Raw genomic sequence first — 24697 nt, forward strand, 5'->3', positions numbered from 1 at the left:
CACATAGGGAAACTCAAGGGAATGAAAAAGATTCTGCTGCGCGCGGCCACCCAGCAAGACGCCGAAAGCATCTTTGCGGTGCATCAAAACTCGGTCGAAAACCTGTGCAATGCCGACTACGGCCCTGAGCAGATTGCAATGTGGCTCGACGGTCGCTCGCCTGAGACGTACCGCGCGGCCATCGCCGCGGGCACGCTGTGGCTGGCGTACACCGATACCCTGCAAGGTTTCGTCGAAATTGACGGCCATGAAATCAGCAAATTGTTTGTGCGCGGTGATGCGGCCGGACAAGGCATTGGTGCGCGTTTACTGAGTGAAGCCTTGCAGCACATCCAACACGCGGGCCATGCCAAGGCCTACCTGGAAGCGACCCTGACCGCCGAAAGATTCTATGCCGCCTTCGGGTTTCGCAAAATCGGCGAGGGCAGGTTCAGCCGTGGCAACAGTCCGGTTTCCATTGAGATCATCAAGATGGAGCGGGCTTTTCAGGAAACGTAATGCGCCGCCGACTCAAGCCACCTTCCGCGTTGAGCCAGCGGTGCTTGAACGGAGGGCTACCAGCCGCGCAAGCGCTCCCATACCTGCACATCAGCGTCATGCAAAACGGCGATGTAGCTACCAAACTGCGCGCCCGTCGCGCACGCATGGTTGGGCAAAATGCGCAGGCGCGTGCCGAGTGGGAAGTGCGTCACCACATCCACATGGCTGTGCTCAAACCGCGCCACACCGTGTTCCTGATTGGCGCTGCTGAGCAGCAACCCATCGATGGGCTCACCGTATTCATCACACACCTGGCCATACCCGAAATCACGTTTCTGCGACTGAGTGCCACGATCCCGACTCATGGCCATCCAGCCCGCATCGGTGATGACCCAGCCTTTTTCCGCTTGATGGCCAATCACCGTTGTCAGCACGCTCAAGGCCAGTTCATCGGCACGGCACACGCCGATGTTGTGCATCACCAGGTCGAAGAACGCATACACGCCAGCGCGCAGTTCGGTGACGCCGTGCAGGCTCAGCGCCGACAACGCGGTGGGCGTGGAGCCGACGCTGACCTGTTCGCATGACAAGCCCGCCGCACGAATGCGCTCGGCCGCCTCGACGCAACGTGCGCGTTCCTGTTCCGCTATCGCTTGCAAGGCTTCAGGCGCATCCAGGCCGTAGCTTTCTCCGGCGTGGGTCAGCACGCCGGCGAGGTTGGCGCCCAGCAGTTGGGCGATCACCAGCAATTCAGGCGACTGCGGCTTGACCCCGCAGCGATGGCCGTCGCAATCGATCTCGATCATCACCGCAAAGGTCTCGCCGTGCTGCCGTCCAAAATCGACGATGGCCTGGGCACCGGCGAGGCTGTCGGTGATCAGCGTCAGCGCGCAACCCTGGCGCCGCAACGCCAAGGCCTGGGGCAGCTTATGGGGCGCCATGGCGACTGCGTAGAGAATGTCGTGGATGCCCCGCTCGAAAAAGTACTCGGCTTCCTTGAGCGTCGACACGGTGATGCCGCGCGCACCCGCAGCGATCTGTGCGGCCACCACGTCGGCGCATTTATGGGTTTTGACATGCGGGCGCAAGTGCACGCCCAGGCTGTCAGCGCGCTGTTGCATGCGCTGGATATTGCGCTGCATCTTCAGCGTGTCAATCAATGCGGCAGGCGTGTCCATGGTTGAGACTCCACAATGAGGGACAGTGGCCAAATTGACGCCCTGTCCAGGACTGGATATGTTGTCTTACATGAAAAAGACCTCTCCCGAACAAACCACGCTGATCAGCCAACTCGAACAGATTGCCGAAGGCTTGAGCAAAACCTTCAGCCCGTTCTGCGAGGTGGTGCTGCACGACTTGCGCGACCCGCAGCATGCGATCCTGGCGATCCATAACAACCTTTCCGGACGCCAACCCGGTGACCCGGCCACCGAACTGGGGCTGGCGCGGATTGCCGACCCGGACTACCCGCAGGTCATCGCCAACTACCAGAACCAGTTCGCCGATGGGCGTCAGGTCAAGAGCACGTCGATCGGCATCAAGGACGCCAGCGGCAAGTACGTCGCGGCCTTGTGCATGAACGTCGATCTCTCGTTGTTCCGGGGCTTGCAGGGCATGCTGGAGCAGTTTGGTTCAGTCAGTGGCGACAAGCCCAATGAGTCCCTCGACCCGTCCGGCGCCGATGTGATTCGTGCGCGTATCGACCAGTTCGCCGCACGCCTGGCCACCACGCCGCGGGCACTCAAGGCGGCGGATCGGCGGCTGCTTTTGCAGGAGCTCAAAGACTCCGGCTGCATGGACGTTCGTCGGGCCATGGAAACTGTCGCCTCGCACCTGGGCGTGTCGCGCGCGGCGGTCTACACCTACGCCAAGTAACGCGCCAGCGCTTCAATCTCTACCAGATACCCGTGATGCAACTCGGGCACCGGCACCACCGCGCGGGCAGGGCGGTGCTCGCCCAGCGCGGCGGCGTAGAGGCGGTCGAATTCCGGCCAGTGGTTGACCCCGGCCACGTACACCGTGACCTTGACCAGGTCCTGGGGCGAACCGCCGGCGGCTTTCAAGATCGCCAACACATTGTCCAGCGCCACCTGCGCCTGTTCGGTAAACGACGCCTCAAGGTTGTGGCGACCCTGCGCGCTGACCGGCAATTGCCCGGAGATATACAGCGTGTCGCCATGGCGCACGGCCTGCGAATAATGCCCGGCAGGCGGCGCGGCAGTCGCGGTGTGGATGATGTTCATGGCGCCTCGCTGAGCAGGGCGGCGTAGCGTTGGATATCGACGTTGCCGCCGGTGACGATAACCCCCACGCGCTGGCCCTTGAACCGCTCGCCCAGTTGGCGCAATGCCGCCAGGCCAAGGCAGCCGGTGGGTTCCACCACCATCTTCATGCGCTGCATGAAGAAGCGCATGGCTTGCACCAACTGCGCGTCGGAGACAGTGAAGATGTCGTTCACCTGATCACGGATGATCGGGAAGGTGTAGTTGCCCAAGTGTTGGGTTTGCGCACCGTCGGCAATGGTCGCCGGCGTGTCGATGTGCACAATGCTGCCGGCACGCAAGGAGCGTTGGCCGTCATTGCCGGCCTCCGGTTCGACGCCGAACAGTTGGCAATCCGGTGCCAGCGCACGGGTCGAAAGTGCTGTGCCCGAGAGCATGCCGCCGCCACCCAGGCCGACGAAGAGCGCGTCCAGAGGACCGGTGAATTCCAGCAGTTCCTTGGCGGCAGTGCCTTGGCCGGCGAGGATGTGCGGGTGATCGTAAGGCGGGATCAGCGTCATCCCTTGCTCGATGGCCAGGGTACGGCCGATCTGCTCGCGGTCCTCGGCAAAACGGTCATACAGCACCACGCTGGCGCCATATTCACGGGTCGCGGCGACCTTGGCGGCCGGCGCGTCGGTGGGCATCACAATCGTCGCCGGCATGCCCAGCAAACGCGCCGCCAGCGCGATGCCTTGGGCGTGGTTGCCCGAAGAAAACGCCACCACACCGGCCTTGCGCTGCTGCGCATCAAACTGCGAGAGGGCGTTGAACGCGCCGCGAAACTTGAATGAGCCGGTGCGTTGCAGGTGTTCACATTTGATGAACACTTCGGCGCCGGTTTCGGCGTTGAGAGTGCGCGAGGTGAGCACCGGCGTGGCGTGCGCGAAGCCCTCCAGGCGCTGGGCGGCGGCGGTGACGTCTTGATAGGTAGGCAGTTGCATGCGACGGACCTCATGTGCGTGTTTGGATAAAATATCCATATCAAGACAAATAGTAAAGTTTCCTGTGTTCATGCTAGCGTTTCGAGCTTCTCTGAACGCCCGAGGGTTCGACGTTGATCCGACTCACCGACTACATCGCCAACCTTGCCCAGTCACCGCTGGCGCCGTGGGCCGACCTGGCACCCTGGGCGCTAGTGACCCAGGCGCCCGCCATCGTCCGCCACTTGCTCACCGAACTTCCGGTTGAGGATTACGCCATTCACGATGAAATCGCCGTGCACCGCACCGCCACGGTCGAACCCGGCGCCTTGCTCAAGGGCCCATTGATCATCGGCGCCGAGTGCTTTATCGCCAGCGGTTCGCTGCTGCGCGGTGGTTGCTGGCTGGAGGCGCAGTGCATCATCGGGCCAGGCGCCGAACTGAAAACCTCATTTGTATTCAAGGGCAGCAAGCTGGCGCATTTCAATTTTGTCGGTGATTCGGTGCTTGGCCACGGGATCAACCTGGAGGCGGGCAGCATCGTCGCCAACTACCGCAATGAGCGCGTGGACAAAGAGGTGCTGGTGCGCATTGACGGGCAGTTACAGCGCACCGGTTGCGACAAATTCGGCGCGTTGCTCGGCGATCAGTGCCGAATTGGCGCCAATGCGGTGCTGGCGCCGGGGGCCGTGTTAGCCCCTGCCAGTGTCATCGGGCGCGGGCAAGTGTTCGACGCAGAAGCCTCTGTATAAACGCAATGTTGAAAAGGGCATGGTGCACCGGCACGATATTAAATAGAATGAATCTCATTTGAGACTCACTCGCGCCGCGCAGGTCGCTTGCCATGAATGATGCAGCTGTCCCGACTCACGCCGCCGAACCCACCTTGTCGAGTTTGTACCGCGACCACCGCAGTTGGCTCGAAAGCTGGCTGCGGCGGCGCCTGGGCAATGCCTGGGATGCAGCGGACCTGAGCCAGGATACGTTCCTGCGCGTGCTCGCCAGTGCCCAGCCGATTGCGCAGATGCAGGAGCCACGCGCGTACCTGGTCACGGTCGGCAAGCGCTTGCTGGTCAACTTTCATCAGCGGCGCAGCCTTGAGCAGGCTTACTTGACGGCCTTGGCAAGTCTTCCTCACACCTGTGTGCCGTCGCCGGAGCAACGCTGGCTGCTGCTGGAAACCCTGCAGGCGCTGGATGAGTTGCTCGACGGTTTGCCCGTGCTGGTGCGCCGCGCATTTTTGTGGAGCCAACTTGAAGGCCTGGGCTACCGCGAGATTGCCGAGCGGCTCAACGTTTCTGAGCGCACGGTGAAGCGCTACATGGCGCAAGCCTACGAACATTGTTTGCTGGCAGACCTGTGAACCGCGAGGTCGCGCGCGCCGCCGCGCAGTGGCTGGCCTTGCTGGAATCCGGCGCGGCCACCGAAGGTGATCACGCCGCGTTGCAGCAGTGGCGCGCCAGCCACCCCCAGCACGAACAGACCTGGCAGAAAGCCCAAGCCCTGCGCCAGCGTTTCAGCGACGTGCCGCAGGCATTGGCAATGGCCAGCCTCGACCGGCCCCAGCCGTCGCGGCGGGCCATGCTCAAGCGTGCGCTGGGTGTGGCGGCGCTGGTGCCGACCGCCTGGCTGGTGAGTCGGCAGTTGCCCATCGAGGCATGGCGGGCCGATGTGCACACCGCCACCGGCGAGCGCAGGCGCCTGCCGTTGGCCGATGGCAGCAGCCTGCAACTCAACACTGCCACGGCGGCGGATGTCGATCTCCAGCAGCGGCGCATCACGTTGGTGGACGGTGAGCTGGCCGTGAATGTGCCAGGCGCGGCGTCGATGACCGTGAACACCCGCTACGGCGAGGTTCACGTCAGCCAGGCCGAAGTGTGTGTGCGGCAATTGGCGTCCGGTTGTTTGGTCTCGGTGCTCAAGGGCGCGGTGCAGGTGCACGACGTGCAGGGGCACGTGGCGACATTGAGCAGCGGGCAGCAGGCGCCGTTGCAGGCCAAAGGGCTTGGCGCCTGGGTAGCGTTCGATGCGCTGCAACTGGGCTGGCGCGACGGCGTGTTGACCGCGCAGAACCAGGCGCTGGGGGATTTTTTGCGTGAACTGGCGCGTTATCGCCCAGGCGTGTTGCGCTGGGACCCGAGCCTGGAAAGCCTGCGCGTGACCGGCAGCTTCCGGCTGGACGACACCGACCGCATTCTCACGCTGCTGTCCCAGACGTTGGGGTTTGAAGTGCGCGCGCGGACGCGGTACTGGGTGACCTTGAGCCGCACACTGGTTTGACGCTTCACTGGGGGAGTGGGCTTGGCCTGCGTTGGCGTGCGAAGCGCTTCCAATTGGACACTTGGGTAAAACTGATAGACCGCGTCGTGGGATTTTAGGGCCGCTTCGCAGCCCAACGCGGGGCAAGCCCGCTCGCCACAGAAAGCCTGCTTGCCATAGGGAGTCTGGTTGCCACAGGGAGCGTGCTTGCCATAGGGCGCCCGCATGCCATGGGCGATCATCTGTCTTTAAATCACATGCGCCCGCTGTAACTCGGTCAAGGCCAGTGCCTTGAGCCGTGCCAGCAGCGGGTCGCGACGGTCGCGTGGGTGCGGCAGGTCCACCGCGAGTTCCTGGCGGATGCTGCTCGGCCGGTTGTCCATCACCAGCACCCGATCACTCAGGTACAGCGCTTCGTCCACATCGTGAGTCACCAGCAATAACGCGATGGCATGGTGCTTGGCCAGTTGCAGTAGCAAGTCCTGCAGTTTCATGCGGGTGAAGGCGTCCACAGCGCTGAACGGCTCGTCCAGCAGCAACACCTGCGGGCGCGAATACAGGCCGCGTGCGATCGCCACCCGTTGCGCCATGCCGCCCGACAACGCTTTGGGCAGTGCCTGAGCGAAACCCTTGAGGCCGACTTCGTCGATCAATTGCGCGACCCAGGCTTTGTCATAGTGACTGTCATCACTGAAGCCGATGTTCTGCTCTACCGTCAGCCAGGGCATCAGGCGCGGTTCCTGAAACACAAACGCCACTTCGCCTTCGGGGCTGCGCAGTTGGCCTTGAAAGTCTTTTTCCAGGCCGGCAACGATGCGCAGCAACGTGCTTTTACCGCAACCACTGGGCCCCAGCAGGCTCACCGCTTCGCGTGGCTGCAAGGCCAGGTGCACGTTGGTCAGCACGGGGGTGCTGGCAAAGCTTTTACGCTCTACACGAATGTCCAATAAAGGCTGCATGCTCATTGCTCCGCACCCTGGCCGTTGAAGGTGTCACGCCAGGCCAGGCAGTGTTTCTCGAGCGCTGCGAGCAGGCCATCGCTGACTTTGCCGAGCAGCGCCAGCACGATGATTGCGGCCAGCACGATGTCCGGCCGTGAGGTTTCGCGCCCGTCACTGAGCAAGTAGCCCAAACCCTTGGTGGCCGCGATCAACTCGGCCGCCACCAGGAACATCCACGCCAGGCTCAGGCCACTGCGCAAGCCGGTAAACAGACCGGGCAGGGCGGCGGGCAACAGAATCCGCCGCACCAGACGGCGCCGGCTGAAGCCGTACATTTGCCCGACCTCCACCCATTTGCGGTCGATATCGCGGATCGCCGCGACGCCATTGAGGTACACCGGGAAGAACGCGCCAATCGCAATCAGCACAATCTTCGAGGTTTCATCGATGCCCAGCCACAGCAGCAACAGTGGCACCCAGGCCAGGCTCGGGATCGAGCGCAGCCCGGCAAACGTGGGTTCCAGGTACGCCTCGGCTTCACGGCTGAGCCCTACCCAGGCGGCAAACACCAACGCCAGGCTCGCGCCGATGGCGAAGCCCGCCAGTACGCGCAACAGGCTGACGCCGATGTGCTTCCACAACGCGCCTTCGGCCAGGTCGGTCAGGGTTACGGCGATCTCGCTGGGGGCCGGCATCTGGTACGACGGCAGCCAGCCGATACGCACCACCACCTCCAGCACCAGCAGGATCAGCACCGGCAACACCAGTCCTTTCAAACGCCGTGGCCAGGCACTGCGCTGCATGACGAGCGGCGCCGCGAGCGGCACGGTTTGGGTTTTGCTGGTCATCACGCGCCCCTTACGGCTTCGGCAAGGCTTGACCGAACGAGGTGTCGATCAGTTGGTCGATCACCTGATCCACATTGACCCCGCGACGGACCAGTTCCTCGGACACCAGGATCGGTGCGGCGGCCTTGGACGACACCACATCCTGGCGGGTCAGCAACGGGCTGCCGAGGTCGGTACGCGAGAGTTGCAGCTTGGCCACTTCCAGCGGCAACCCGGACTCATCGGCGAGCAATTTGGCGAACTCATCCGGATGCTTCACCGCCCAGTCGCGGGCCTTTTCATAGGCGCCGAGCACCTTGGTGATGGTCTGCGGATGCTCCTTGGCGTACGTCTCGGTGACGCTGACCACACCGTAGCTGTTGAAGTCTTTGTTGCGGTACAGCAGGCGCGAACCGGCCTGGATTTGACTGGCGGCCATGTGTGGGTCGAGGCCGGCCCAGGCGTCCACGTCACCTTTCTCCAGGGCGGTGCGGCCGTCCGGGTGTTGCAGGTGCACAAGCTCCACGTCATCTTTTTTCAGCCCGGCTTGTTGCAGGCTGCGCAGGGTGAACAGGTACGGGTCGGTGCCTTTGGTGGCGGCGATTTTCTTGCCCTTGAGGTCCGTCACGCTGGTGAACGGCGAGTCTTTGCGTACCACCAAAGCCGTCCATTCGGCGCGGCTGTAGACATACACCGATTTGATCGGGCTGCCATTCGCACGGCTCAATACGGCAGACAAACTGGCGGAGGAGGCGAAGTCCACGCCGCCACTGTTGAGGTATTCCAGTGAGCGGTTGCTGCCCTGGCTCAGTACCCAGCCGACTTTGGTGTGCGGCAACGCCTGCTCCAACCAACCGAAATGCTTGAGCACCAGGCTGACCGGCGAATAGTAGGCGTAATCCAGATTGACTTGCGCCGGGTCGGCCTCGGCGGCAAAGGCCTGGGGCTGCAGGCACAAGGCGAGGGCGCAGGCGCCCAGTAAACGTTGAGCAAAGGGTTTCATGGAACAGCTCCGGACAAGGCGATGAGAGAAGGCTTTTCTTATATTCAGAAAATTGAACTGGCATGTTCCATCATGCTTTATCGGAATATGCAGTCTCTGTGCCATCTACGCCGAAGGCGGATTTGCTCGGGTTTAAGCCGCCGTTGCTGTGATAGCAGCGGGCAGTTTGTTGATCAGCTGTTGCCAGGCGAACAGTTCATATATATCAATATCGAATAAATAAAGAGTTATATATTCCTTTTAATGTCCGATTGGATGGCGCATTTTGAGGGCCTGCGCATTCGTGCGGATTGACCCAACAGCCAAAAGGAAAGCCGACATGACCATTAAAGCGATCAACGTGCGCAACCAGTTCAAGGGCGTGATCAAGGAGATTCTGCTGGGGGAAGTGGTGTCCGAGATCGACGTGCAAACCGCGTCCGGCATCGTGACGTCAGTGATCACCACGCGCTCGGTGCGTGACCTGGAATTGAAAGTGGGCAGCGAAGTGATTGCCTTTGTGAAGTCGACCGAAGTTTCCATTGCCAAGCTGTAAGCCAGTGGTTGAAGCAAAAGCATATTAAGTGCAGATCTGCTTTTCTGTAGGAGCTGGCTTGCCTGCGATGCGGGCACCCGGGTGCATCAGGCACACCCAGTCGATCCCTTCGCAGGCAAGCCAGCTCCCACATTTGGACCCGGTACACTCGCTACCTGATGCGCTCAGATCCAAATGTGGGACTGAGTTGCTTGGGTAGCTCACTCGGGAGACCGGGTGCCTATGCTTTGCGACAGCCATCGTGGTTGGCGGGACCTGTCAAATCAAGATCAGCATCGGATCAAAAGCAGGTCTGCTTCTCTGTGGGGACTGGCTTGCCTGCGATGCGGGCACCCCGGTGCATCAGGCATACCCATTCGATCCCTTCGCAGGCAAGCCAGCTCCCACATTTGGACCCCGGTACAACCACCACTCCGATGCACAACTCCAATGTGGGGGCGGGGTTGCTTGGGTAGGTCACTCGGGAGGCCGGGTGCCTATCCTTTGCGACAGCCATCGTGGTTGGCTGGACCTGTCAAATCAAGATCAGCATCAGATCAACAGCAGATCTGCTTCTCTGTAGGAGCTGGCTTGCCTGCGATGCAGGCACCTCGGTGCATCAGGCATACCCAGTCGATCTCTTCGCAGGCAAGCCAGCTCCCACATTTGGACCAGTACTCCCACTACCCTGATGCACCCGGATCCAAATGTGGGAGCGGGCTTGCTCGCGAATGCGGTGGGGCATTCAGCTTTTCTGTCGCTGATGCACCGCCTTCTCAAGCAAGCCCATTCCACATTGATAGACGCCAGCCCAGCGAACCTCAGTTGATGCGCGGGCCGCCGCCGCCCGGTTGATGCGGTTGCGGTTTGTCCGGTGGGGCATCGCTGGGCAGGCTTTTGGGTGGGGTGTTCGGGTCTTCATAATGCTTGTGCAAGTCCCCATCCAGCCGATTGCTCGACGACCCGCCTTTTTGCGGCGTCTCGTCGAAGTGCTCCCATTCCGATTGCTGGAAGCGAAAGATGCTGTCATCGGTCGGCGTGTCGCGGCCGTGGTAATGGTGGATTTCGTAGTGGGCGTACTCGACCTTGTCGGCCCAGTTGTCCTGCAATAAGCCGTCGCCGGCCAGGTCGCGGTACCAGTCGTTTTCTTTCTCGGTGGCTTTCTGCTTTTTGTTGTGGTCGACAAAGTAGCCGATGATCCCGCCCACCACCGCCAGCACCACGCCCACCAGGAACAATGGCCCGGTCAATGCCGCCGCCGTGCCTGCGCCAAACAGCGCCGCCGCGCCGAGTACCCCGGCCGACGCACCGAATGCACCACCGGCCACCTGCAGGCCGCCAGCCGCCTGGGCCAGCGGGTCTTTGCTGTCCACGCCACTTTTGATCGCCAGCGCGCCCAACACAATATCGGCGAACCCGCCGGCGATGTCCGTGGCCGGGCCGAGCACCTTGATGACCGAGCCGGCAATTTTCGCTGACTTGGACGCGCCGAGCTTGGCCGCGCCTGCAGCGGCGAGGCCGTCATCCAGGTGAGTCGCCAGGCCTTCGGTGGCCTCGGTGACGGCTTTGTCGCCGTCGCCAAACATCTTCGAAATGCCGTCGTACTGGCTGTCGGGCACGGCATCGAGTGCACTGGTGATCTTGGCTTTTACATCGGCGGGCAGGTCGTTGACGCGGAACTCGAAGTTTGGCTCCTGCAGGCCGGTCTTGCCCCAGATTTCCGGCAGCGTTTTGTCCAGGCCAAGGAAGTCCACCAAGCCGCCTTTACCCAGGGTCTCGCCAATCTTGTCGCCCAGGCGCACGAAGTGGCTGGAACCGCCGGCAAAGCTCAAGAAGTCCTTGGCGATGGACATGCGCTGCGCGGGCGTTTCACCGAGCTTGCTGCCTTTGCCGACCAATTGGTAAATCGCCGAAAACAGGGTCACGCCAGCACCGAGAGAACCCAGGATGCCCTTGCTGTTGAGGGTATGAAACACCTCGCCGAGCATGCCGCGGTCGGCGACCGGGATATAGGGTTTGCTCAGCGCGGTTTTCAGGTCGGCCTCGCTGATCGAACCATTGTTCTTGTAGACCTCGCCCAACTCCTCCAGGGCCTTGGTCACGCCAGCGGATTTTTCCTTGCCCTGCAGGCCTTCGTTGAGGAATTTCTCCAGGGTTTCCTGGGTGCGCCGTGGCAGGTCGAGCAGGCTGCCTTTCAAGACGCCTTTGAGCAGGCCGAACAGGTCCTTGGTGGCCAGTTCCTTGTTCTCGTCGGAGATCTTGCTCGGGTCCGAAAGGATCGCGTTGAGGTCGGTGGTCAAGCCGTCGGCCTGAATGTTCTGCGCCGCCTTGCTGGCCGCTTCCGGGTCGAACAACGACAGCGAGGTGAGGGTGTCGCTCAGGTCCTTCTGCGCCTCCGAGGTCTTGCCCTGGTCTTGCAGGTCCTTGAGGTACAGCACGTAATCCGGGTTGGACGTCAGGTCCAGGAGCTTTTGCTTGATCTCGTCCTTGTTCGGCAGCTTGTTGATCGCGTCGTCCATTTTCGACTTGTAGTCGGCCTGCACGGTCGGGTCTTTGAACAGCTCGCCGATCTGTTCCTGCACTGCCTTGCCGTCGATGATGTCGTGCATATCGGCCGAGGTCAGCTCGGTCTGCTTGTCATCGAACTCGCGCCAGGTGGTGTTGAACGGGCGCTTGGCTTCTTCGTAGCCGGTAATGCCGTGGCCATTCTGGTAGGCGGCCTGGGCTTCCAGCGCGCGCACCAGCTTGGCGCGCGGGTCGTCCTTGGGAATCGAGCCATCCTTGACGCCGGCGCGGTAGGTGTCGATCAACTGGGTGGTGGCCAGCTCGCTGACGCTCAAGGTTGGCGACTTGTCGTCTTTGTCATCGGCATGGACGCCGGTGTCCATGTTCAGCACGTCGAGGTCACCGGCCTTGGGCAGGTTGTGCTGGGTGCGCGTGTCATCGACCGCGCCGGCACTGAAGGCGTCCCACTTGGCCTTGACGTCATCGTAGAGCTGCGGGCTGAGTTCCTTGGAGACGATGACCTTGCCTTCGCTGGTTTCATAGCGAATCAGGCCATCGCCGAGTTCGTCGGGCGAACCGAACGTGATGTCGGTGTTTTTCAGGAAGTCATTCGGCCCGGCCAACTTATAGCCTTCGGCTTCGCTGGTGTGGATTTTGTCCCAGGTGTCGTGGGCGGTGGCGACGCGCTTGAACAGCTCGGGGCTGACGTCGGAAGACACCACCACCTTGGTGCCGTCATGCAGTTCGTAGGTGAGGATGCTGTCTTTCTGGTCGTTGTTCCAGCTGAACGTCTTGTAGTCATTGAGGCCCGGCACCGGCGTGTTGGCGTCGGCCAGGGCCGCCCCGTTATTCAGCTCGCCTTCCACCACGGCCTTCTTGCCAGGGTCGGTGTAGACCTCGTGCAGGCCCGCCAGGTAGTCGAACAGCTTGGGGTTGTCGTCACGGGCCACGACCATCTTCTGGCCGTTGCTCTCAAAGCGGATCAGGCCCGGGCCGACTTCATCCTCGGGGCCGACCGTGGTGCCGGCGTAGGGCGGCCACACTTCGTTGTCGCTGGCGCGTTTGTAGCCGGCGTCTTCGCTGCTGGCGAGGCCGGTGAAGCTCGCATAGTCATCCTTGGCTTTCTGGAAGGCTTCGGGGTTGTCACGCTGGCTGACCACGACCTTGGTGCCGTCCTGGGTTTCATAGCGGATCACGCCCGGACCGGTCTCGTCGGGCGGTCCGAGGGATTTGTAGTCGGCGAGCTTTTCCGGCGCCTTTGCATCCGCGCCAAGGCTCTGGTAACCCGCGTTCTGGCTGGCCACCACGCCCGTGAGCGATTTGAAATCGGCACTCACTTGCTTGAACAGCTCCGGGCTGTCCTGTTCGCTGACGATGACTTTCTTGCCGTCCTGGGTTTCATAACGAATCAACCCAGGCCCGACTTCATCCGGTGGACCGATGGCTTTGTAGTCGGCGAGGGCCGGCGGTGGCGTGGCGTCCTTGGCCGCCAGTGTATAGCCCTGTTGCTGGCTGGCATCGAGCCCCGATGGAGTCTTGTCCTGGGATTCGACTTTTTTGTTGGCGCTGTTTTTGAGCAGCACATGAAAAGCGGTGCTCGACTTGGACGGCGTGCGGGGAAGGGTTTTGGAATCGGACGAGCGATCAAGGGGCTGGGTCGCCATACCATGAAACTCCTGCTGTTGCCGGTGGGACGGATGGCAAAAACAGTAACAGCAGGGGGTCGGCATTCGTTGCGAAACGTTGTGAATTAACGCCAGCGACCCGCGCCAACGGGCTCATCCGGCCGGGTTGTGCAAGTCAACCGCCTGAACGTTGAGGCGGGCAAGCCCGAGGTTCGAGTGGGGCTGGCCCCGGCAATGGGGCCAGTCGCTCAGCGGTTTTTCAGGCTGCGCTCCATACGCTGCAAGCCCTCTTCGAGCATTGCGCGCGGGCAGCCGAAGTTCAGGCGCACAAACTGCTGGCTGTCATCGCCGAACTCAATGCCGGCGCTCAGGCCGACCTTGGCCTGTTCCAGGAAGAACTGCTGCGGATCGTCCAGGCCCAGGGCGCTGCAATCCAGCCACGCGAGGAAGGTGCCTTGCGGGGCATGCATCACCACGCCGGGCAAACGGGTTTGCACGGCGTTGAGCAGGTAGTCGCGGTTGGCTTGCAGGTAGTTCACCAGCGCCTCCAGCCATTCACCGCACTGGCTGTAGGCTGCGCGGGTGGCTTCCAGGCCAAGCGGACTGACGCTGTCGACCATGCCGCAACGCGCGTTATTGAAGCGCTCGCGCATCTCGGCGTTTTGCACCACGGCAAAGCAGGTCTTCAATCCGGCGACGTTGTAGGCCTTGCTCGCCGACATCAGGGTGATGGTGCGCTGGGCGATCTCGGGGCTGAGGCTGGCGGTAGGCGTATGGCGACGGCCATCGAAGCACAGCTCGGCGTGGATTTCGTCACTGATGATCAGCGCGCCGCTTTCCAGGCAGGCGTTGGCCACGGCCAGCAGTTCTTCACGCGGGAAGACTTTGCCGATGGGGTTGTGCGGGTTGCTCAACAGCAGCGCGCCGGCACCGCTCAGCGCCTGGCGCAGGGCGGGCAGTGGCGTGAGGTATTCGCCGTTGTGCAACGCGAATGGCACTTCGATACGCGGCAGGTTCCAGTTCGCCGGCGCCAGGCGAATCGGGCGATAGTTCGGGGTTTGCAGCACCACCGGCTGGCCCGGCTGCACGAACGCGTGCAGCGCCATGTTGAAGCCCGGTTCGACGCCGGGCAAAAACAGCAGTTCGTCTGGCAGTACGCGCCAGGCATATTTGGCCCACAGGTCGGCAACGATGGCTTCGCGCACATCCGGCCCGGCCACGCTGTAGCCCAGGATGTGCTGGTCGAGACGCTGGTGCAGGGCTTGCAGTACGGCAGGTGGCGCGGCGATATCCATGTCGGCGATCCACATCGGCAAGACGTCTTGCGGGTAACGGTTCCACTTGGTGCTGCCGGTGCCGAGGCGGGGGTGGATCGTGTCGAAATCAAAGCTCATGGGAGGCTCGTGTCAGGGAGGCAGGCGCAAGAATGGCGCTGATTCTAGCGCCATTATTTTTATAGGCCAGAGCTGATTGCCTCGCACAGTTGCCGGTGTGCCTGCTCCACGGCTCGGTTGACCGCTTCTTCACCGCGCACCATGGCGCCCAGGTAAACGAAATCCACGCTGCGAATGCCCACCGTGGACAGGATGGCGGTCAGGTACGGCGTCAGAAAGTCCGGCTCATGCCCTTTGCGTGCATTGCCCGAACTGACCAGCACAAAGGTGCGCCGATCCTTGAGCAAGCCGACCTTTTCGAAGCTGGCGTTGACTGTAAAGCTGCGTTGAATGCGCACCACGTGATCGATCCAGCCTTTAAGCGCCGCCGGTACCGTGAAATTGTGCACCGGGGTGCAGAGGATCAGCAGGTCGCAGGCTTCCAGCTCCACAATCAACTGTTCCGACAGTGCCGTGGCGCTGCCGCTCAAGCCGCCGGCCGTGGTGAGGGCGTTGGCGTATTCGCGGGTCAATGGTGGCAACGCCTGGCCGCCGTAGTCGCGCTCGGTGATGTGGGCATTCGGCACCAGGTCGCTGAGCAGGGTGCGCGTCAGCTTGAAGGTCTGTGCGGCCTTGCCATGGGGGCTGAAACTGAGCAGCAGGGCGCGGGTCATTGGCTCAGGTCCTGGGAAAAGTGCATCCCCAACGGCAGCAGGCCCTGGCGGAAGTAAAAGCGCTGAGCCAGGGCCATGTGCATGCCGGTATCCAGCACCAGGAAACGGTAGCCACGGGCACGGGTTTCTTCACGGACCCGATCGAGCAATTGCTCGCCCAGGCGCCGGCGTTGCAGCGCGGCGTCCACCACCAGGTCATCGACGTAGATAAAACGGCCGTACAAGGTGTTTTCCGTCAGCCGGTAACCGGCCAGGCCGATCACCTTACCGTGCTCGCGCGCGGCGAGCAGGTGGTAGCCATTCTCCCGTTGCCGCTGGATTTGCTCGGCGAATGCCACCGCGTCGGTCAGGTGCGGGCGCAGTTGCTGCATCACGGCGAAACTTTCGAGGTAGTCGGCATGGGTGCGCATCGGCACGAATTCAACGAGTTCATTCATGGTTGAGGTTCTCCAGGTGGGCCTTGATCGCGGCCGGTACTTTGCGAAAGCTGATGGCGACGCGGTTCAAGGCGTTCATCAGGGAGATGGCCAGGGTCAGGTCGGCGATTTCCTTGGCGCTGAACATCGCTGCGGCCTCGGTGTAATCGGCATCCGGCACCTGGGTGTGCGCCACTTCGGTGACCACCTCGGCCCAGGCGAGTGCCGCGCTTTCGCGCGCGGTGAACAGTGGCAATGCCTCGCGCCAGGCGGCCAGCAGCATGATTTTTTCCAGGCTCACGCCTTGCTTGAGCAGGTCGCGGGAATGGGCATCCAGGCAATAGGCGCAGCCGTTGAGTTGCGAGACGCGCAAGTACACCAGGTCGATCAATTCTTTTTCCAGGCCGCAGCCGTGGATAGTGAAGATCGCTCCCACGCAAGGTGGGAGCGATCCCTTTTATCAGTGCTTGACCGGCGTCGGCAGCGTCACCAGGCCGACGTAGCCGTCCCAGAACTTTTGCTGATCGACGCCAAATACCACCTTGGCTTTCTGCGTGCCAACCGGTGCACCTTTCTGGTAGCCCAGCGCACGGCCGTAGTCGGCGCCGAACGTTGCGTCCACATCCACCCACAAATCGCGGGACTCGGTGACGATGTCCGGGCTGACCAGGAACAGCGCCGGCAAGCTGTCCCAGGTGAAGCTGTGGTAGCTGGGGTCTTTGTCGAACAGCGGGCCGAACTCGTGCTTGTACAGGTCGGCAATCGCGCCTTTTTGCGCAACCACGCGCTGGTACACCGACTTGTCGAAGGTGACTTTCTCGCACACGTCATTCGGGAAAATCACGTGCTCAATGGGTGAGCGCAGGACGATCTTCGCCGCCTCCGGGTCGAACCACCAGTTGAATTCCGCCGCCGGTGTGGTGTTGCCCGGGATCTGGAACGCACCGCCCATGTACACGATGCGCTTGATCAGCGGCACGATGTCCGGCGCCGAGCGAATCGCCAGGGCGATATTGGTCAAGGGGCCGACGGCAAGGATCGTCACTTGATGGGGATTGGCGCGCACGCTTTGCACAATGAACTGCGCGGCGGTCTCGCTGCGCAGTTGGGTGTGCGTCGCCAGGCCATCCGGTGGCGCGAGCAACAGCGAGGGCGAGGCAGGGCGCGGGTTTTTGAACGCGCCCGGCCAACCCGCGCCAAACAGCGCTTTCTCTGCCTCGTAAGTGGCGTAGTCATGCAGCAGCGGGTAGGCGGCGCCGGAGTAGACGCCGACCTCTTTTTCCACGCCCATGCGTTCCACGGCCTTGAGGGCATCGACCTGTTCCTGGTCGACCCAGGCGTTGCCGCTGACGAGGGTCATGCCCAGCAGCTCGATGCGTTTTTGCGCCTGCAGCTGGGCGAGCATGATAAAGGCCTGGCCGTCATCGTTGAGCACGTTGAAGTCGGTGTCGAAGATGACTTTTTCCGCCGCGTGCGCGGTGCCGGCACACAGGCCGACCGCAACAAGCAGCGCACAGCTTTTAAACAAACCTTGCATGGTGATTCATCCGCAGAAATTGTTGTTGTTAACGGTTCACCAGTTTCGCCGGCAGGGCGATGACCAGGAAGCTGCTGAGGATCAGGCAGCCGGCGAAAAACCACAAGGCGCCCGCGCTGCTGCCGGTGACGTCGATGGCCACGCCCATCAGCGAGTTGCTCACCAGGCCGGCGATGTTCGCCAACGAGCAGGCGAGGGCAAAGCCGGTGGCTGCTGCGGTGCCTTTGAGAAAGGTTGCCGGCAGGCTGAAAAACACCGGCACGGCGCCGATGATCGCGGCCGAGGCGATGGCGAACAGCACCACCGTGGCCACCACGTTATGGGTAAAGAATGTGCTGGTGGCCATGGCGGCCGCACCGACCAGGAACGGCACAATAATGTGCCAGCGGCGTTCGCGATGTTTGTCGGAGCTGGCGCCGATCAACAGCATGCCGAGCAAGGCCGCCACGCTGGGTAATGCAGTCAGCATGCCGATATGGAACGTGTCGGTAATCCCGGCGTTGCGGATGAACGTCGGCATCCAGAACCCCATGGCGTAGGCGCTGAGCAGGATCGAGAAGTCGATACCGCCGAGCATCCACACTTTGAGGTTGAAGAAGCCGTCGCGGAAGCTGTGCTTGCTGCCGGTGGCATCGGCTTCGTCCTTGCGCAGCTCACTTTCGAGCAGGGCCTTGTCGTCGTCCGACAACCATTTGGCTTGCTGGAAAGTATTGGGCAGCGCCCAGAAAGTCAGCACGCCGAGCAAAACGCTGGGCACCGCTTCGATCAGGAACAGCCATTGCCAGCCGCGCAAGCCGCCCAGGTTGTCGAAGTGGCTCATGACCCAGCCGGACAACGGGCCGCCGATCACGCTGGACAGCGGCAGCCCGATCATGAACAGCGCGATGATGCGTCCGCGCCGATGCGTCGGGAACCAGGTGGTCAGGTAATACAACACACCCGGCAAAAACCCGGCTTCGGCGGCGCCGAGCAGAAAGCGCAGGATGTAGAACTGCGTGGTAGAGGTGACCAGCATGGTGCAGGCCGAGAGCAGGCCCCAGGTGATCATGATGCGCGCGATCCAGATTTTCGCGCCGACCCGTTCCAGCACCAGGTTGCTGGGCACTTCAAAGATGATGTAGCCGACAAAAAACAAGCCGGCGCCAAGGCCGAACGCGGTTTCGCTGAAGTGCAGTTGGTCGAGCATCTGCAGTTTGGCGAAGCCGATGTTGATGCGGTCCAGGTAAGCGGCCAGGTAGCAGAAACACAGAAACGGAATCAGCTTCCAGGTGATCTTGTGGTAGAGCGTGGTGACGGGGTCGGCGACGGTGGTCGCGGGCGCTGCATTCGCAATGGGCATTGGGGTGTCTCCTGGCGGTGACTTATGGTTTTTATACAGCCGCTTTTGTTCCAGCACTTCGGAGTGCTGTAAAAGCGACTTCCAAAGGCAGTGTCAGAAGACTGAGATTTCCCTGTTAGAGGAGATCAAGTGTGGGAGCGGGCTTGCTCGCGAAAGCGGTGGATCAGTCAGTGCATTTTTGCCTGACAGACCGCCTTCGCGAGCAAGCCCGCTCCCACATTCGATTGCATTCCAAAGTGGGAGACGCTCAGTTTTTTCCGGACCACGCTCTTTGTCGTGGTTCCTGGTGAATCGTTATTGCTCCCTGAACTTGCTCATTGCCTCCTGCTTGCTCACCACGTCGCCATACTTGCTGTCGATGTCGAACAGGTTGGCTTCGTGGGGCGCCGGGTGTCGGTCGCCGACGCATTCGCGCACGACGATGGTGCGAAACCCGTGTTGCACCGCATCCACCGCCGTGGCGCGAATGCAGCCGCTGGTGGAGCAGCCGGCGAGTACCACGGTGTCGATGCCTTGAGCGTGCAGCATCGGGGCCAGGCTGCTGCCGAAAAAGGCGCTGGCGTACTGCTTGGTGATCACCACTTCATCGTCCTGGGGCAGCACCTCGGCGCAGAACGCCGCCAGTGGGTTGCCCTCGACCATGTCTTTCATCACCGGGGCTTTCTTGACCCAGATGCCGCCATCGGCGAAATGGCCGCGATGGTAGCGGATATGGGTGTGCACCACCGCAATCCCATGCCGGCGCGCAGTGGCCAGCAACTCGACGCTTTCGGCCACCGCCGTGACCACGCCCGGTGCGAACAGTGGCGCGCCTTCGGTGGTGTAGCCCTGCATGAAGTCGATCATCAGCAGCGCGGCCTTTTTGCCGAAGCCGATGCGATTGCCCCAGACGCCTTGGTAGTTGGCGTCGGCAGATTGTTCGCTCATTGGTTTTTCACCTCATTCTCTGCGTCGTGGCGCGCGGGTTAACTGTGGCTAGCGGGTTTACTGTGGCGAGTGGGCTTGTCGTGGCGAGCGGGCTTGCCCCGCGTTGGGCTGCGAAGCGGCCCCAAAACCTGCCATGCGGTTTTCCTGACGAAACCCATTGCCTGGACGAGGGGCCGCTTCGCGCCCCAACGCGGGGCAAGCCCGCTCGCCACGACAAGCCCTCCAGCCACGACAGGCCCGCTTGGCACAGCAAGCCCGCCAGCCAAGACAGCATGTTCAGTACGCGCCGGAGAGCAGGGCGCCGGCACCGGGCACGATTGGCTCCAAATCCAGGGCCTTGAGCATCGCGTAAGTAGTGGCGATGGCGGCAGTGAGCACCGGCTTGCCGGTTTGCGCCTCGACCTTGGCGACCACTGGCAACGACTGCATCTGCACGCAGGCCGAGAGCACGATCACATCGACGCCTTCCAGGTTCATGCCCGCGACGATGGCCGGCAGGTTGGCCGGGTCGTGGCGCGCAACCTGGAGGTTGTCGGGGATTTCCAGCGCCCGCCAGTCCACCACCTCAAAGCCCTCTTCGCGGATGTAATTCACCACCAGTTCGGTCAGCGGCTTCATGTACGGCGCGACGATGGCGATGCGTTTGGCCCCCATGACGTTGAGGCCTTCGATCAGTGCGCCGGCGCTGGTGATCACAGGGGCGTTGGCGTCGTTATCGGCAGTGGCCTGGCGCAGGCGCTGCTCGGATTTGCGGTGATAACCCAAGCCCATGGCCATGATCGCCACCAGGCAGGCGTACCCCAGCACATCCACTTTGGCGTCGGACAGCTCAATGGCGCAGCGGTCGGACTCGCCGTCCATTGCCGCCAGTTCTTCCTTGCGCACCTGCTTCATGCGCATGCGGCTGGAGTGGAAAGTAAAACGCTCCGGGCGGATGGCCTGGCGCGCGTTGAGCATCGCCGGGATCTCGGTTTCCATGGTGGTGTTGGAACTCGGCACGATCTGGCCGATGCGGTAAAGCTTCTGCATGGTGGTCTCCGTTCTTAGTGGGTGAGGAAGTCGCCGAGGGCGTCGAAGAAGCCCTCGAGGTCATCCCACGGAATCATGTGCCCGGCGTTGGGCACGCGCACGATCTGGATGGCCGGTTGCAGGTCCTGGATTTCGGCGATGTCTTCATCGAGGATCACGCCGCCGCGCCCGGCCACCATCAACAGGGCAGGGGCCTTGAGGTGGGGCAGGTCCTGGTGGAAATCCACCGTGTGAAAGTCATTGAAGGCGCGCACGATGGCGGGCTCAAAGCAGGTGTGCAGCCATTCGGCGCGCAGTTGCAGTTGCTCGAGTGTCCAGGTGGTGCAGAAGGCGCGCATGGCCTGTGCATCCATCCCAACCAGGGATTGGCGGATCGAATCGACGTACCACGGCAATTTGCTCGGGTATTCACGACGACCGGGGCCGGACACTGGCGGGTCGATCAGCACCACACGGTTTACGCCTTGCGGATGCTTGACCGCACTGCGCACGGCAAAGCGCGCGCCCATGGAGTGGCCGACCAGGTGGTAACGGTCCAGCTTCAGTGCATCGGCGAATGCGCCAATGTCATCGCTGCAGGTCTCGGCGCTGTAATCCAGCTCGGGTCCGGTGGACGACAAGCCGCGCCCGCGTACATCCAGCACGTACGTGTCGAAGTGCGCGCCGAGGCGTTCGGCCACAAACCCCCAGGTAATCGCCGGGCTGGTGATGCCCGGAATCAAAATCAGCGCCGGGCCGTTGCCGCCGTAGCGCAGGTAGTGCTGGCGAATGCCGTTGGCCTGGACATTGCCGCCATAGAGAAAGGTGCTCACGCGGCCACCCCCGATTTCAGTGGCTGCGCGTACAGGTCATAGCCGTACACCCAGTCCGGGTCTTCCTGGGTGCGCAGCCACGTGTTGGCGTTGGACACCGCCTGCACGCGGGAGGCGCGTTCCTTGCGGTTGGCTTCGTAGAGCTGGAACGCGGTGCGGTAATCGCCGATGCCGGTTTCCTGCAGGCAGCGGGTGAGCATGGCGGCGTCTTCGATGGCCATGCCGGCGCCCTGGGCCATGTGCGGCTTCATTGGGTGGCAGGCGTCACCGAGCAGCACCAAGCGACCTCGGCTCCACAGCGGCAGCGGGTTGCGATTGCGCAGCGGCCATTTGGTTACGCTTTCGGTGGACTCGATCAGGGCCTGCACGGTGGGGTGGTAGCCCTGGAACGCCTCGAACATCTCTTCGCGGCTGCTGTCGACGAACGCGCCCTGGAAGTCCCATTCGGCATGCGGCACGCCAGTCACGTAGTAGTACTCGTCGCGTTTGCCGGTGGTGTAATACACCATCATGTGGCGGTCTTCGGTCCACCATTTGATGCAGTCTTCGAACGTGAGGTCGTACTTGGCCAACTGGTCGCCACGGATCAATGCGCGGTGCGCGACCCAGCCGCTGTACAGCGGTTTTTCCACGCCGAGCAGTTCTTCACGAATCTTCGAGTTGATGCCGTCGGCGCCGATCACGATGTCGGCATAAGTCACTTCGCCATCGGCGAAAGTCAGGCGCACCTGGGTGTCGGTTTCTTCGAGGGTTTCCAGGCGCTTGTTGAAGTGCAGGGTGCCGGGCTTGAGGGTGGACATCTGCAGCGCATGCAAGTCGCCGCGGTGCACGGTGACATACGAGGCGCCGTAGCCGGTGAGCGGGATGCGCGAGAGGTAGTCGCCGGTTTCGCCGCAACGGCTGAACCAATGCTCGGGGTGCGAGCCCATCAGGTCCAGCTGCTGTTCGATGCCCATGCGGCGGAAGATTTTCATGATGTTGGGGCCCATGTGGATCCCTGCGCCCAACCGGGAAAACTCCGGCGCTTGTTCGTAGATATCTACGTCAAAACCGGCTTGCTGCAACAGGGTGGCGGCGGCGGCACCGCCCAGGCCGGCACCGACGATGGCGATTTTTTGAGTGCTTCCCATGGGGCGTAATCCTCTTTCTTTGTGATTGTCGGCAGCGTCTGTCTGCAAGGTTTTTAAAGTGTATACACTCATTTTTTGAAATGGGAAGCCCACTTTCGAAAATTTATTTTTTGGCCATATTTATCCTGTGTAACGCGTTTAAGTCCGTAAATGCTCGGTATGTGTCGATTGGTAACGAATTGGCGCGCCGCTTGCAGTCCGCCTGCAATTCAGGTCTTATCGTTATTAATTGGCGTATACGCTATAAAAGTGCACTAGAGTGAAGCGCAGTGCTTGAACTTGGTGCAGCCCCACAGGAGACAGGAAAATGCCGGTAAGCGATTGCGAACTGACCCAGATGTTTGAACACGTGCTGAGGCTGTCGAAGGTCGACCCGACCCAGAGCGTTGCCGTGCTCAAGAGCCATTACTCCGACGCACGCACCGTGCGCGCGGCAATGGACGCGGCGCAGCGCCTGGGGGCCAAGGTGTATGCGGTGGAGCTGCCGTCGTTCAATCACCCGCGTGCGATGGGCAATGACATGACCGCCTACTGCGGCGACACCGCGCTCACCGGCAACATTGCCGCCCAGCGTGCGCTGGAAGCCGCCGACCTGGTGGTTGACACGATGATGCTGCTGCATTCGCCGGAACAGGAGCAGATCCTCAAGACCGGCACGCGCATCCTGCTGGCCGTGGAGCCGCCGGAAGTGCTGGCGCGCATGCTGCCCACCGAAGAAGACAAGGTGCGTGTGCTGGCGGCCGAGCAATTGCTGAAAAAGGCGCGTTCGATTCAGGTCAAATCCCGCGCTGGCAGTGATTTTCGCGCCGCCTTGGGGCAGTACCCGTCGGTGACCGAATACGGTTTTGCCGATGAGCCTGGGCGCTGGGACCACTGGCCCAGCGGCTTCCTGTTCTCCTGGCCCAACGAGGAAACCGCCGAGGGCGTGCTGGTGCTGGACGTCGGCGACATCCTCCTGCCATTCAAGACCTACACCCGCGAGAAGATCGCGCTGGAAATCGAGAAGGGCTTTATCACCAGGATCCACGGTGGTTTCGAGGCTGAGTACCTGCGTGATTACATGAAGTACTTCAACGATCCGGAGGTATACGGCATCTCCCATATCGGCTGGGGCTTGCAGCCAAAAGCGCAGTGGACCGCCATGGGTTTGCATGACAAGAACGACGGCATGTGCATGGACGCGCGGGCGTTCTATGGCAATTTCCTGTTCTCCACCGGGCCGAATACCGAAGTGGGCGGCACGCGCAAGACGCCGTGCCACATGGACATCCCGCTGCGTCATTGCGATGTGTACCTGGATGACGAGGCGGTGGTTATCGCCGGTGACGTAGTCGCCCCGCCAGCCTCTCTGGCCCGCTGAAGATCCCAATGTGGGAGCGGGCTTGTGTGGGAGCGGGCTTGCTCGCGAATGCGGTGTGCTAGTCAATGCATCTTTAACTGATACGCCGCCTTCGCGAGCAAGCCCGCTCCCACCGTTCTAACCGTGTTTCCTCGATGAGAAACTTGAGTCGATCCGGTAAGCCAGCCATCATGCCTCCCCATCGCCAATCACCCACCGAGCTCGCCGTGCCTGATTCCTACGTTTTCTCTGAACAAGTTGGCCACCTGCTGCGCAAGGCCTACCAGCGCCACCTGGCGATCTTTCAGCAGAATGTCGGCGACTCCCAGCTCACCGCCGTGCAGTTCGTTACCCTGTGTGCCCTGCGCGATCACGGAGCAAGTTCTCTCACCGAACTGGTCAAGGCCACGGCCGTTGACCAGGCGACCATTCGCGGCATTGTCGAGCGGCTCAAGGCCAAGGAACTGATCACGCTGGAGCCGGACCCGCAAGACAAGCGCAAGGTGGTGGTGGATTTGTCTGCCGCAGGCGCCGACCTGGTCGCGCAAACGGCGCCGCGCGCGGCGCAGATCAGCGAACTGACCCTGAGCAACCTCAACCCGGCCGAGCGCGTGGCGGTGTTGTTCCTGCTGCGCAAGATGATCGACGACCCGCAGCAATAGTGGGCGCCCCGTAGCCAGCCGGCTTGTAACGACCAACGGCTTGATGTGGCGACCAGGCTTGTAGTGGCGAGCGGGCTTGCCCCGCGTTGGGCTGCGAAGCAGCCCCAAACCCTGCCATGAG

General features: G+C 62.0%; 25 protein-coding genes. 8 read left to right on the forward strand and 17 right to left on the reverse strand.

Annotated features, from left to right (window positions below; genetic code table 11):
- Positions 1–21: 21 nt before the first annotated feature.
- Positions 22–498, forward strand: coding sequence for a GNAT family N-acetyltransferase (locus AACW30_RS07550; protein ID WP_124417275.1), 477 nt, complete (start codon positions 22–24; stop codon positions 496–498).
- Positions 499–554: 56 nt separating this feature from the next.
- Here AACW30_RS07550 and AACW30_RS07555 read toward each other — a convergent pair whose 3' ends face one another.
- A complete protein-coding gene (locus AACW30_RS07555) occupies positions 555–1658 on the reverse strand; it encodes a DSD1 family PLP-dependent enzyme (protein WP_200624625.1) in 1104 nt (367 codons plus the stop codon).
- A gap of 70 nt (positions 1659–1728) precedes the next feature.
- On the opposite strand from AACW30_RS07555, the gene AACW30_RS07560 reads away from it, so the two are divergent.
- Entirely contained in the window at positions 1729–2355 is a 627-nt protein-coding gene (locus AACW30_RS07560) for a helix-turn-helix transcriptional regulator (RefSeq protein ID WP_119735328.1), read from the forward strand.
- On the opposite strand, the gene AACW30_RS07565 is transcribed toward AACW30_RS07560, so the two are convergent.
- A complete protein-coding gene (locus AACW30_RS07565) occupies positions 2343–2723 on the reverse strand; it encodes a RidA family protein (protein ID WP_119735327.1) in 381 nt (126 codons plus the stop codon). The two genes, AACW30_RS07560 and AACW30_RS07565, sit on opposite strands and share 13 nt — an antisense overlap.
- Positions 2720–3685: a threo-3-hydroxy-L-aspartate ammonia-lyase gene (locus AACW30_RS07570; protein WP_200624626.1), complete on the reverse strand. Its 966-nt coding sequence runs from the start codon at positions 3683–3685 to the stop codon at positions 2720–2722. The genes AACW30_RS07565 and AACW30_RS07570 overlap by 4 nt, the downstream gene beginning before the upstream one ends.
- Positions 3686–3798: 113 nt before the next feature.
- Here AACW30_RS07570 and AACW30_RS07575 point away from each other — a divergent pair, with 113 nt between their 5' ends.
- The 3 genes from AACW30_RS07575 (at position 3799) to AACW30_RS07585 (ending at position 5944) form a co-directional block, all read left to right on the forward strand.
- Complete coding sequence (locus AACW30_RS07575; RefSeq protein WP_200624627.1) at positions 3799–4416, forward strand: LpxA family transferase; 618 nt, start codon at positions 3799–3801, stop codon at positions 4414–4416.
- Between the two features lie 92 nt (positions 4417–4508).
- Positions 4509–5027 (forward strand): sigma-70 family RNA polymerase sigma factor, encoded by a 519-nt coding sequence (locus AACW30_RS07580; RefSeq protein WP_200624628.1) that lies wholly within the window; start codon positions 4509–4511, stop codon positions 5025–5027.
- Positions 5024–5944: a FecR domain-containing protein gene (locus AACW30_RS07585; RefSeq protein WP_200624629.1), complete on the forward strand. Its 921-nt coding sequence runs from the start codon at positions 5024–5026 to the stop codon at positions 5942–5944. Before AACW30_RS07580 ends, AACW30_RS07585 begins: the two co-directional genes overlap by 4 nt.
- Before the next feature lie 227 nt (positions 5945–6171).
- On the opposite strand, the gene AACW30_RS07590 is transcribed toward AACW30_RS07585, so the two are convergent.
- The 3 genes from AACW30_RS07590 to AACW30_RS07600 are packed head-to-tail and all read right to left on the reverse strand — an operon-like array spanning position 6172 to position 8694.
- Positions 6172–6888, reverse strand: coding sequence for an ABC transporter ATP-binding protein (locus AACW30_RS07590; RefSeq protein ID WP_106577929.1), 717 nt, complete (start codon positions 6886–6888; stop codon positions 6172–6174).
- Complete coding sequence (locus AACW30_RS07595) at positions 6885–7712, reverse strand: ABC transporter permease (RefSeq protein WP_200624630.1); 828 nt, start codon at positions 7710–7712, stop codon at positions 6885–6887. The genes AACW30_RS07590 and AACW30_RS07595 overlap by 4 nt, the downstream gene beginning before the upstream one ends.
- A gap of 10 nt (positions 7713–7722) precedes the next feature.
- On the reverse strand, positions 7723–8694 hold the full coding sequence (locus AACW30_RS07600) for an aliphatic sulfonate ABC transporter substrate-binding protein (protein WP_200624631.1): 972 nt from the start codon (positions 8692–8694) through the stop codon (positions 7723–7725).
- 319 nt (positions 8695–9013) lie between these two features.
- Here AACW30_RS07600 and AACW30_RS07605 point away from each other — a divergent pair, with 319 nt between their 5' ends.
- Positions 9014–9229, forward strand: a complete 216-nt coding sequence (locus tag AACW30_RS07605; RefSeq protein WP_003173733.1) for a TOBE domain-containing protein — start codon at positions 9014–9016, stop codon at positions 9227–9229.
- A gap of 800 nt (positions 9230–10029) precedes the next feature.
- On the opposite strand, the gene AACW30_RS07610 is transcribed toward AACW30_RS07605, so the two are convergent.
- From AACW30_RS07610 to AACW30_RS07660, 11 genes are all read right to left on the reverse strand, one after another.
- A complete protein-coding gene (locus AACW30_RS07610) occupies positions 10030–13377 on the reverse strand; it encodes a hypothetical protein (protein ID WP_200624632.1) in 3348 nt (1115 codons plus the stop codon).
- Between the two features lie 209 nt (positions 13378–13586).
- Positions 13587–14732 carry a MalY/PatB family protein gene (locus AACW30_RS07615; RefSeq protein ID WP_124417286.1) on the reverse strand — a complete coding sequence of 382 codons (1146 nt, stop codon included), beginning with the start codon at positions 14730–14732 and terminating at the stop codon, positions 13587–13589.
- Between the two features lie 59 nt (positions 14733–14791).
- On the reverse strand, positions 14792–15385 hold the full coding sequence (locus tag AACW30_RS07620; protein WP_200624633.1) for an FMN-dependent NADH-azoreductase: 594 nt from the start codon (positions 15383–15385) through the stop codon (positions 14792–14794).
- Entirely contained in the window at positions 15382–15822 is a 441-nt protein-coding gene (locus tag AACW30_RS07625; RefSeq protein ID WP_106577936.1) for a GNAT family N-acetyltransferase, read from the reverse strand. Before AACW30_RS07625 ends, AACW30_RS07620 begins: the two co-directional genes overlap by 4 nt.
- Positions 15815–16237, reverse strand: coding sequence for a carboxymuconolactone decarboxylase family protein (locus tag AACW30_RS07630; protein WP_200624634.1), 423 nt, complete (start codon positions 16235–16237; stop codon positions 15815–15817). Before AACW30_RS07630 ends, AACW30_RS07625 begins: the two co-directional genes overlap by 8 nt.
- A gap of 24 nt (positions 16238–16261) precedes the next feature.
- The gene (locus AACW30_RS07635; RefSeq protein ID WP_200624635.1) at positions 16262–17338 is read right to left on the reverse strand and encodes a nucleoside hydrolase; all 1077 of its coding nucleotides are present in this window, start codon (positions 17336–17338) and stop codon (positions 16262–16264) included.
- A gap of 28 nt (positions 17339–17366) precedes the next feature.
- Positions 17367–18677 (reverse strand): MFS transporter, encoded by a 1311-nt coding sequence (locus AACW30_RS07640; RefSeq protein WP_169366605.1) that lies wholly within the window; start codon positions 18675–18677, stop codon positions 17367–17369.
- Positions 18678–18971: 294 nt separating this feature from the next.
- The gene (locus AACW30_RS07645; RefSeq protein WP_200624636.1) at positions 18972–19604 is read right to left on the reverse strand and encodes an N-carbamoylsarcosine amidohydrolase; all 633 of its coding nucleotides are present in this window, start codon (positions 19602–19604) and stop codon (positions 18972–18974) included.
- A gap of 276 nt (positions 19605–19880) precedes the next feature.
- Positions 19881–20633: a maleate cis-trans isomerase family protein gene (locus AACW30_RS07650; RefSeq protein ID WP_200624637.1), complete on the reverse strand. Its 753-nt coding sequence runs from the start codon at positions 20631–20633 to the stop codon at positions 19881–19883.
- Between the two features lie 14 nt (positions 20634–20647).
- Positions 20648–21445 carry an alpha/beta fold hydrolase gene (locus AACW30_RS07655; RefSeq protein ID WP_200624638.1) on the reverse strand — a complete coding sequence of 266 codons (798 nt, stop codon included), beginning with the start codon at positions 21443–21445 and terminating at the stop codon, positions 20648–20650.
- A complete protein-coding gene (locus AACW30_RS07660) occupies positions 21442–22575 on the reverse strand; it encodes an FAD-dependent monooxygenase (RefSeq protein ID WP_124417300.1) in 1134 nt (377 codons plus the stop codon). The genes AACW30_RS07655 and AACW30_RS07660 overlap by 4 nt, the downstream gene beginning before the upstream one ends.
- A gap of 307 nt (positions 22576–22882) precedes the next feature.
- Between AACW30_RS07660 and AACW30_RS07665 the strand changes: the two genes are divergently transcribed.
- Both AACW30_RS07665 and AACW30_RS07670 read left to right on the forward strand, forming a co-directional pair.
- Positions 22883–23935: a 2,5-dihydroxypyridine 5,6-dioxygenase gene (locus AACW30_RS07665; protein ID WP_200624639.1), complete on the forward strand. Its 1053-nt coding sequence runs from the start codon at positions 22883–22885 to the stop codon at positions 23933–23935.
- A gap of 206 nt (positions 23936–24141) precedes the next feature.
- Positions 24142–24576: a MarR family winged helix-turn-helix transcriptional regulator gene (locus tag AACW30_RS07670; protein WP_106578155.1), complete on the forward strand. Its 435-nt coding sequence runs from the start codon at positions 24142–24144 to the stop codon at positions 24574–24576.
- Positions 24577–24697: the final 121 nt, after the last annotated feature.

Source organism: Pseudomonas sp. MF6747 (assembly GCF_963890955.1).
In the GTDB taxonomy this organism is placed as follows: domain Bacteria; phylum Pseudomonadota; class Gammaproteobacteria; order Pseudomonadales; family Pseudomonadaceae; genus Aquipseudomonas.

What these genes read in the sequence shown, in the direction of transcription:
- AACW30_RS07645 (WP_200624636.1), bottom strand. Translation starts at nt 19,604, where the DNA reads ATGAGCGAACAATCTGCCGACGCCAACTACCAAGGCGTCTGGGGCAAT.
- AACW30_RS07605 (WP_003173733.1), top strand. Translation starts at nt 9,014, where the DNA reads ATGACCATTAAAGCGATCAACGTGCGCAACCAGTTCAAGGGCGTGATC.
- AACW30_RS07635 (WP_200624635.1), bottom strand. Translation starts at nt 17,338, where the DNA reads ATGCAAGGTTTGTTTAAAAGCTGTGCGCTGCTTGTTGCGGTCGGCCTG.
- AACW30_RS07555 (WP_200624625.1), bottom strand. Translation starts at nt 1,658, where the DNA reads ATGGACACGCCTGCCGCATTGATTGACACGCTGAAGATGCAGCGCAAT.
- AACW30_RS07560 (WP_119735328.1), top strand. Translation starts at nt 1,729, where the DNA reads ATGAAAAAGACCTCTCCCGAACAAACCACGCTGATCAGCCAACTCGAA.
- AACW30_RS07590 (WP_106577929.1), bottom strand. Translation starts at nt 6,888, where the DNA reads ATGAGCATGCAGCCTTTATTGGACATTCGTGTAGAGCGTAAAAGCTTT.
- AACW30_RS07565 (WP_119735327.1), bottom strand. Translation starts at nt 2,723, where the DNA reads ATGAACATCATCCACACCGCGACTGCCGCGCCGCCTGCCGGGCATTAT.
- AACW30_RS07650 (WP_200624637.1), bottom strand. Translation starts at nt 20,633, where the DNA reads ATGCAGAAGCTTTACCGCATCGGCCAGATCGTGCCGAGTTCCAACACC.
- AACW30_RS07550 (WP_124417275.1), top strand. Translation starts at nt 22, where the DNA reads ATGAAAAAGATTCTGCTGCGCGCGGCCACCCAGCAAGACGCCGAAAGC.
- AACW30_RS07600 (WP_200624631.1), bottom strand. Translation starts at nt 8,694, where the DNA reads ATGAAACCCTTTGCTCAACGTTTACTGGGCGCCTGCGCCCTCGCCTTG.
- AACW30_RS07660 (WP_124417300.1), bottom strand. Translation starts at nt 22,575, where the DNA reads ATGGGAAGCACTCAAAAAATCGCCATCGTCGGTGCCGGCCTGGGCGGT.
- AACW30_RS07595 (WP_200624630.1), bottom strand. Translation starts at nt 7,712, where the DNA reads ATGACCAGCAAAACCCAAACCGTGCCGCTCGCGGCGCCGCTCGTCATG.
- AACW30_RS07665 (WP_200624639.1), top strand. Translation starts at nt 22,883, where the DNA reads ATGCCGGTAAGCGATTGCGAACTGACCCAGATGTTTGAACACGTGCTG.
- AACW30_RS07625 (WP_106577936.1), bottom strand. Translation starts at nt 15,822, where the DNA reads ATGAATGAACTCGTTGAATTCGTGCCGATGCGCACCCATGCCGACTAC.
- AACW30_RS07580 (WP_200624628.1), top strand. Translation starts at nt 4,509, where the DNA reads ATGAATGATGCAGCTGTCCCGACTCACGCCGCCGAACCCACCTTGTCG.
- AACW30_RS07610 (WP_200624632.1), bottom strand. Translation starts at nt 13,377, where the DNA reads ATGGCGACCCAGCCCCTTGATCGCTCGTCCGATTCCAAAACCCTTCCC.
- AACW30_RS07640 (WP_169366605.1), bottom strand. Translation starts at nt 18,677, where the DNA reads ATGCCCATTGCGAATGCAGCGCCCGCGACCACCGTCGCCGACCCCGTC.
- AACW30_RS07615 (WP_124417286.1), bottom strand. Translation starts at nt 14,732, where the DNA reads ATGAGCTTTGATTTCGACACGATCCACCCCCGCCTCGGCACCGGCAGC.
- AACW30_RS07570 (WP_200624626.1), bottom strand. Translation starts at nt 3,685, where the DNA reads ATGCAACTGCCTACCTATCAAGACGTCACCGCCGCCGCCCAGCGCCTG.
- AACW30_RS07620 (WP_200624633.1), bottom strand. Translation starts at nt 15,385, where the DNA reads ATGACCCGCGCCCTGCTGCTCAGTTTCAGCCCCCATGGCAAGGCCGCA.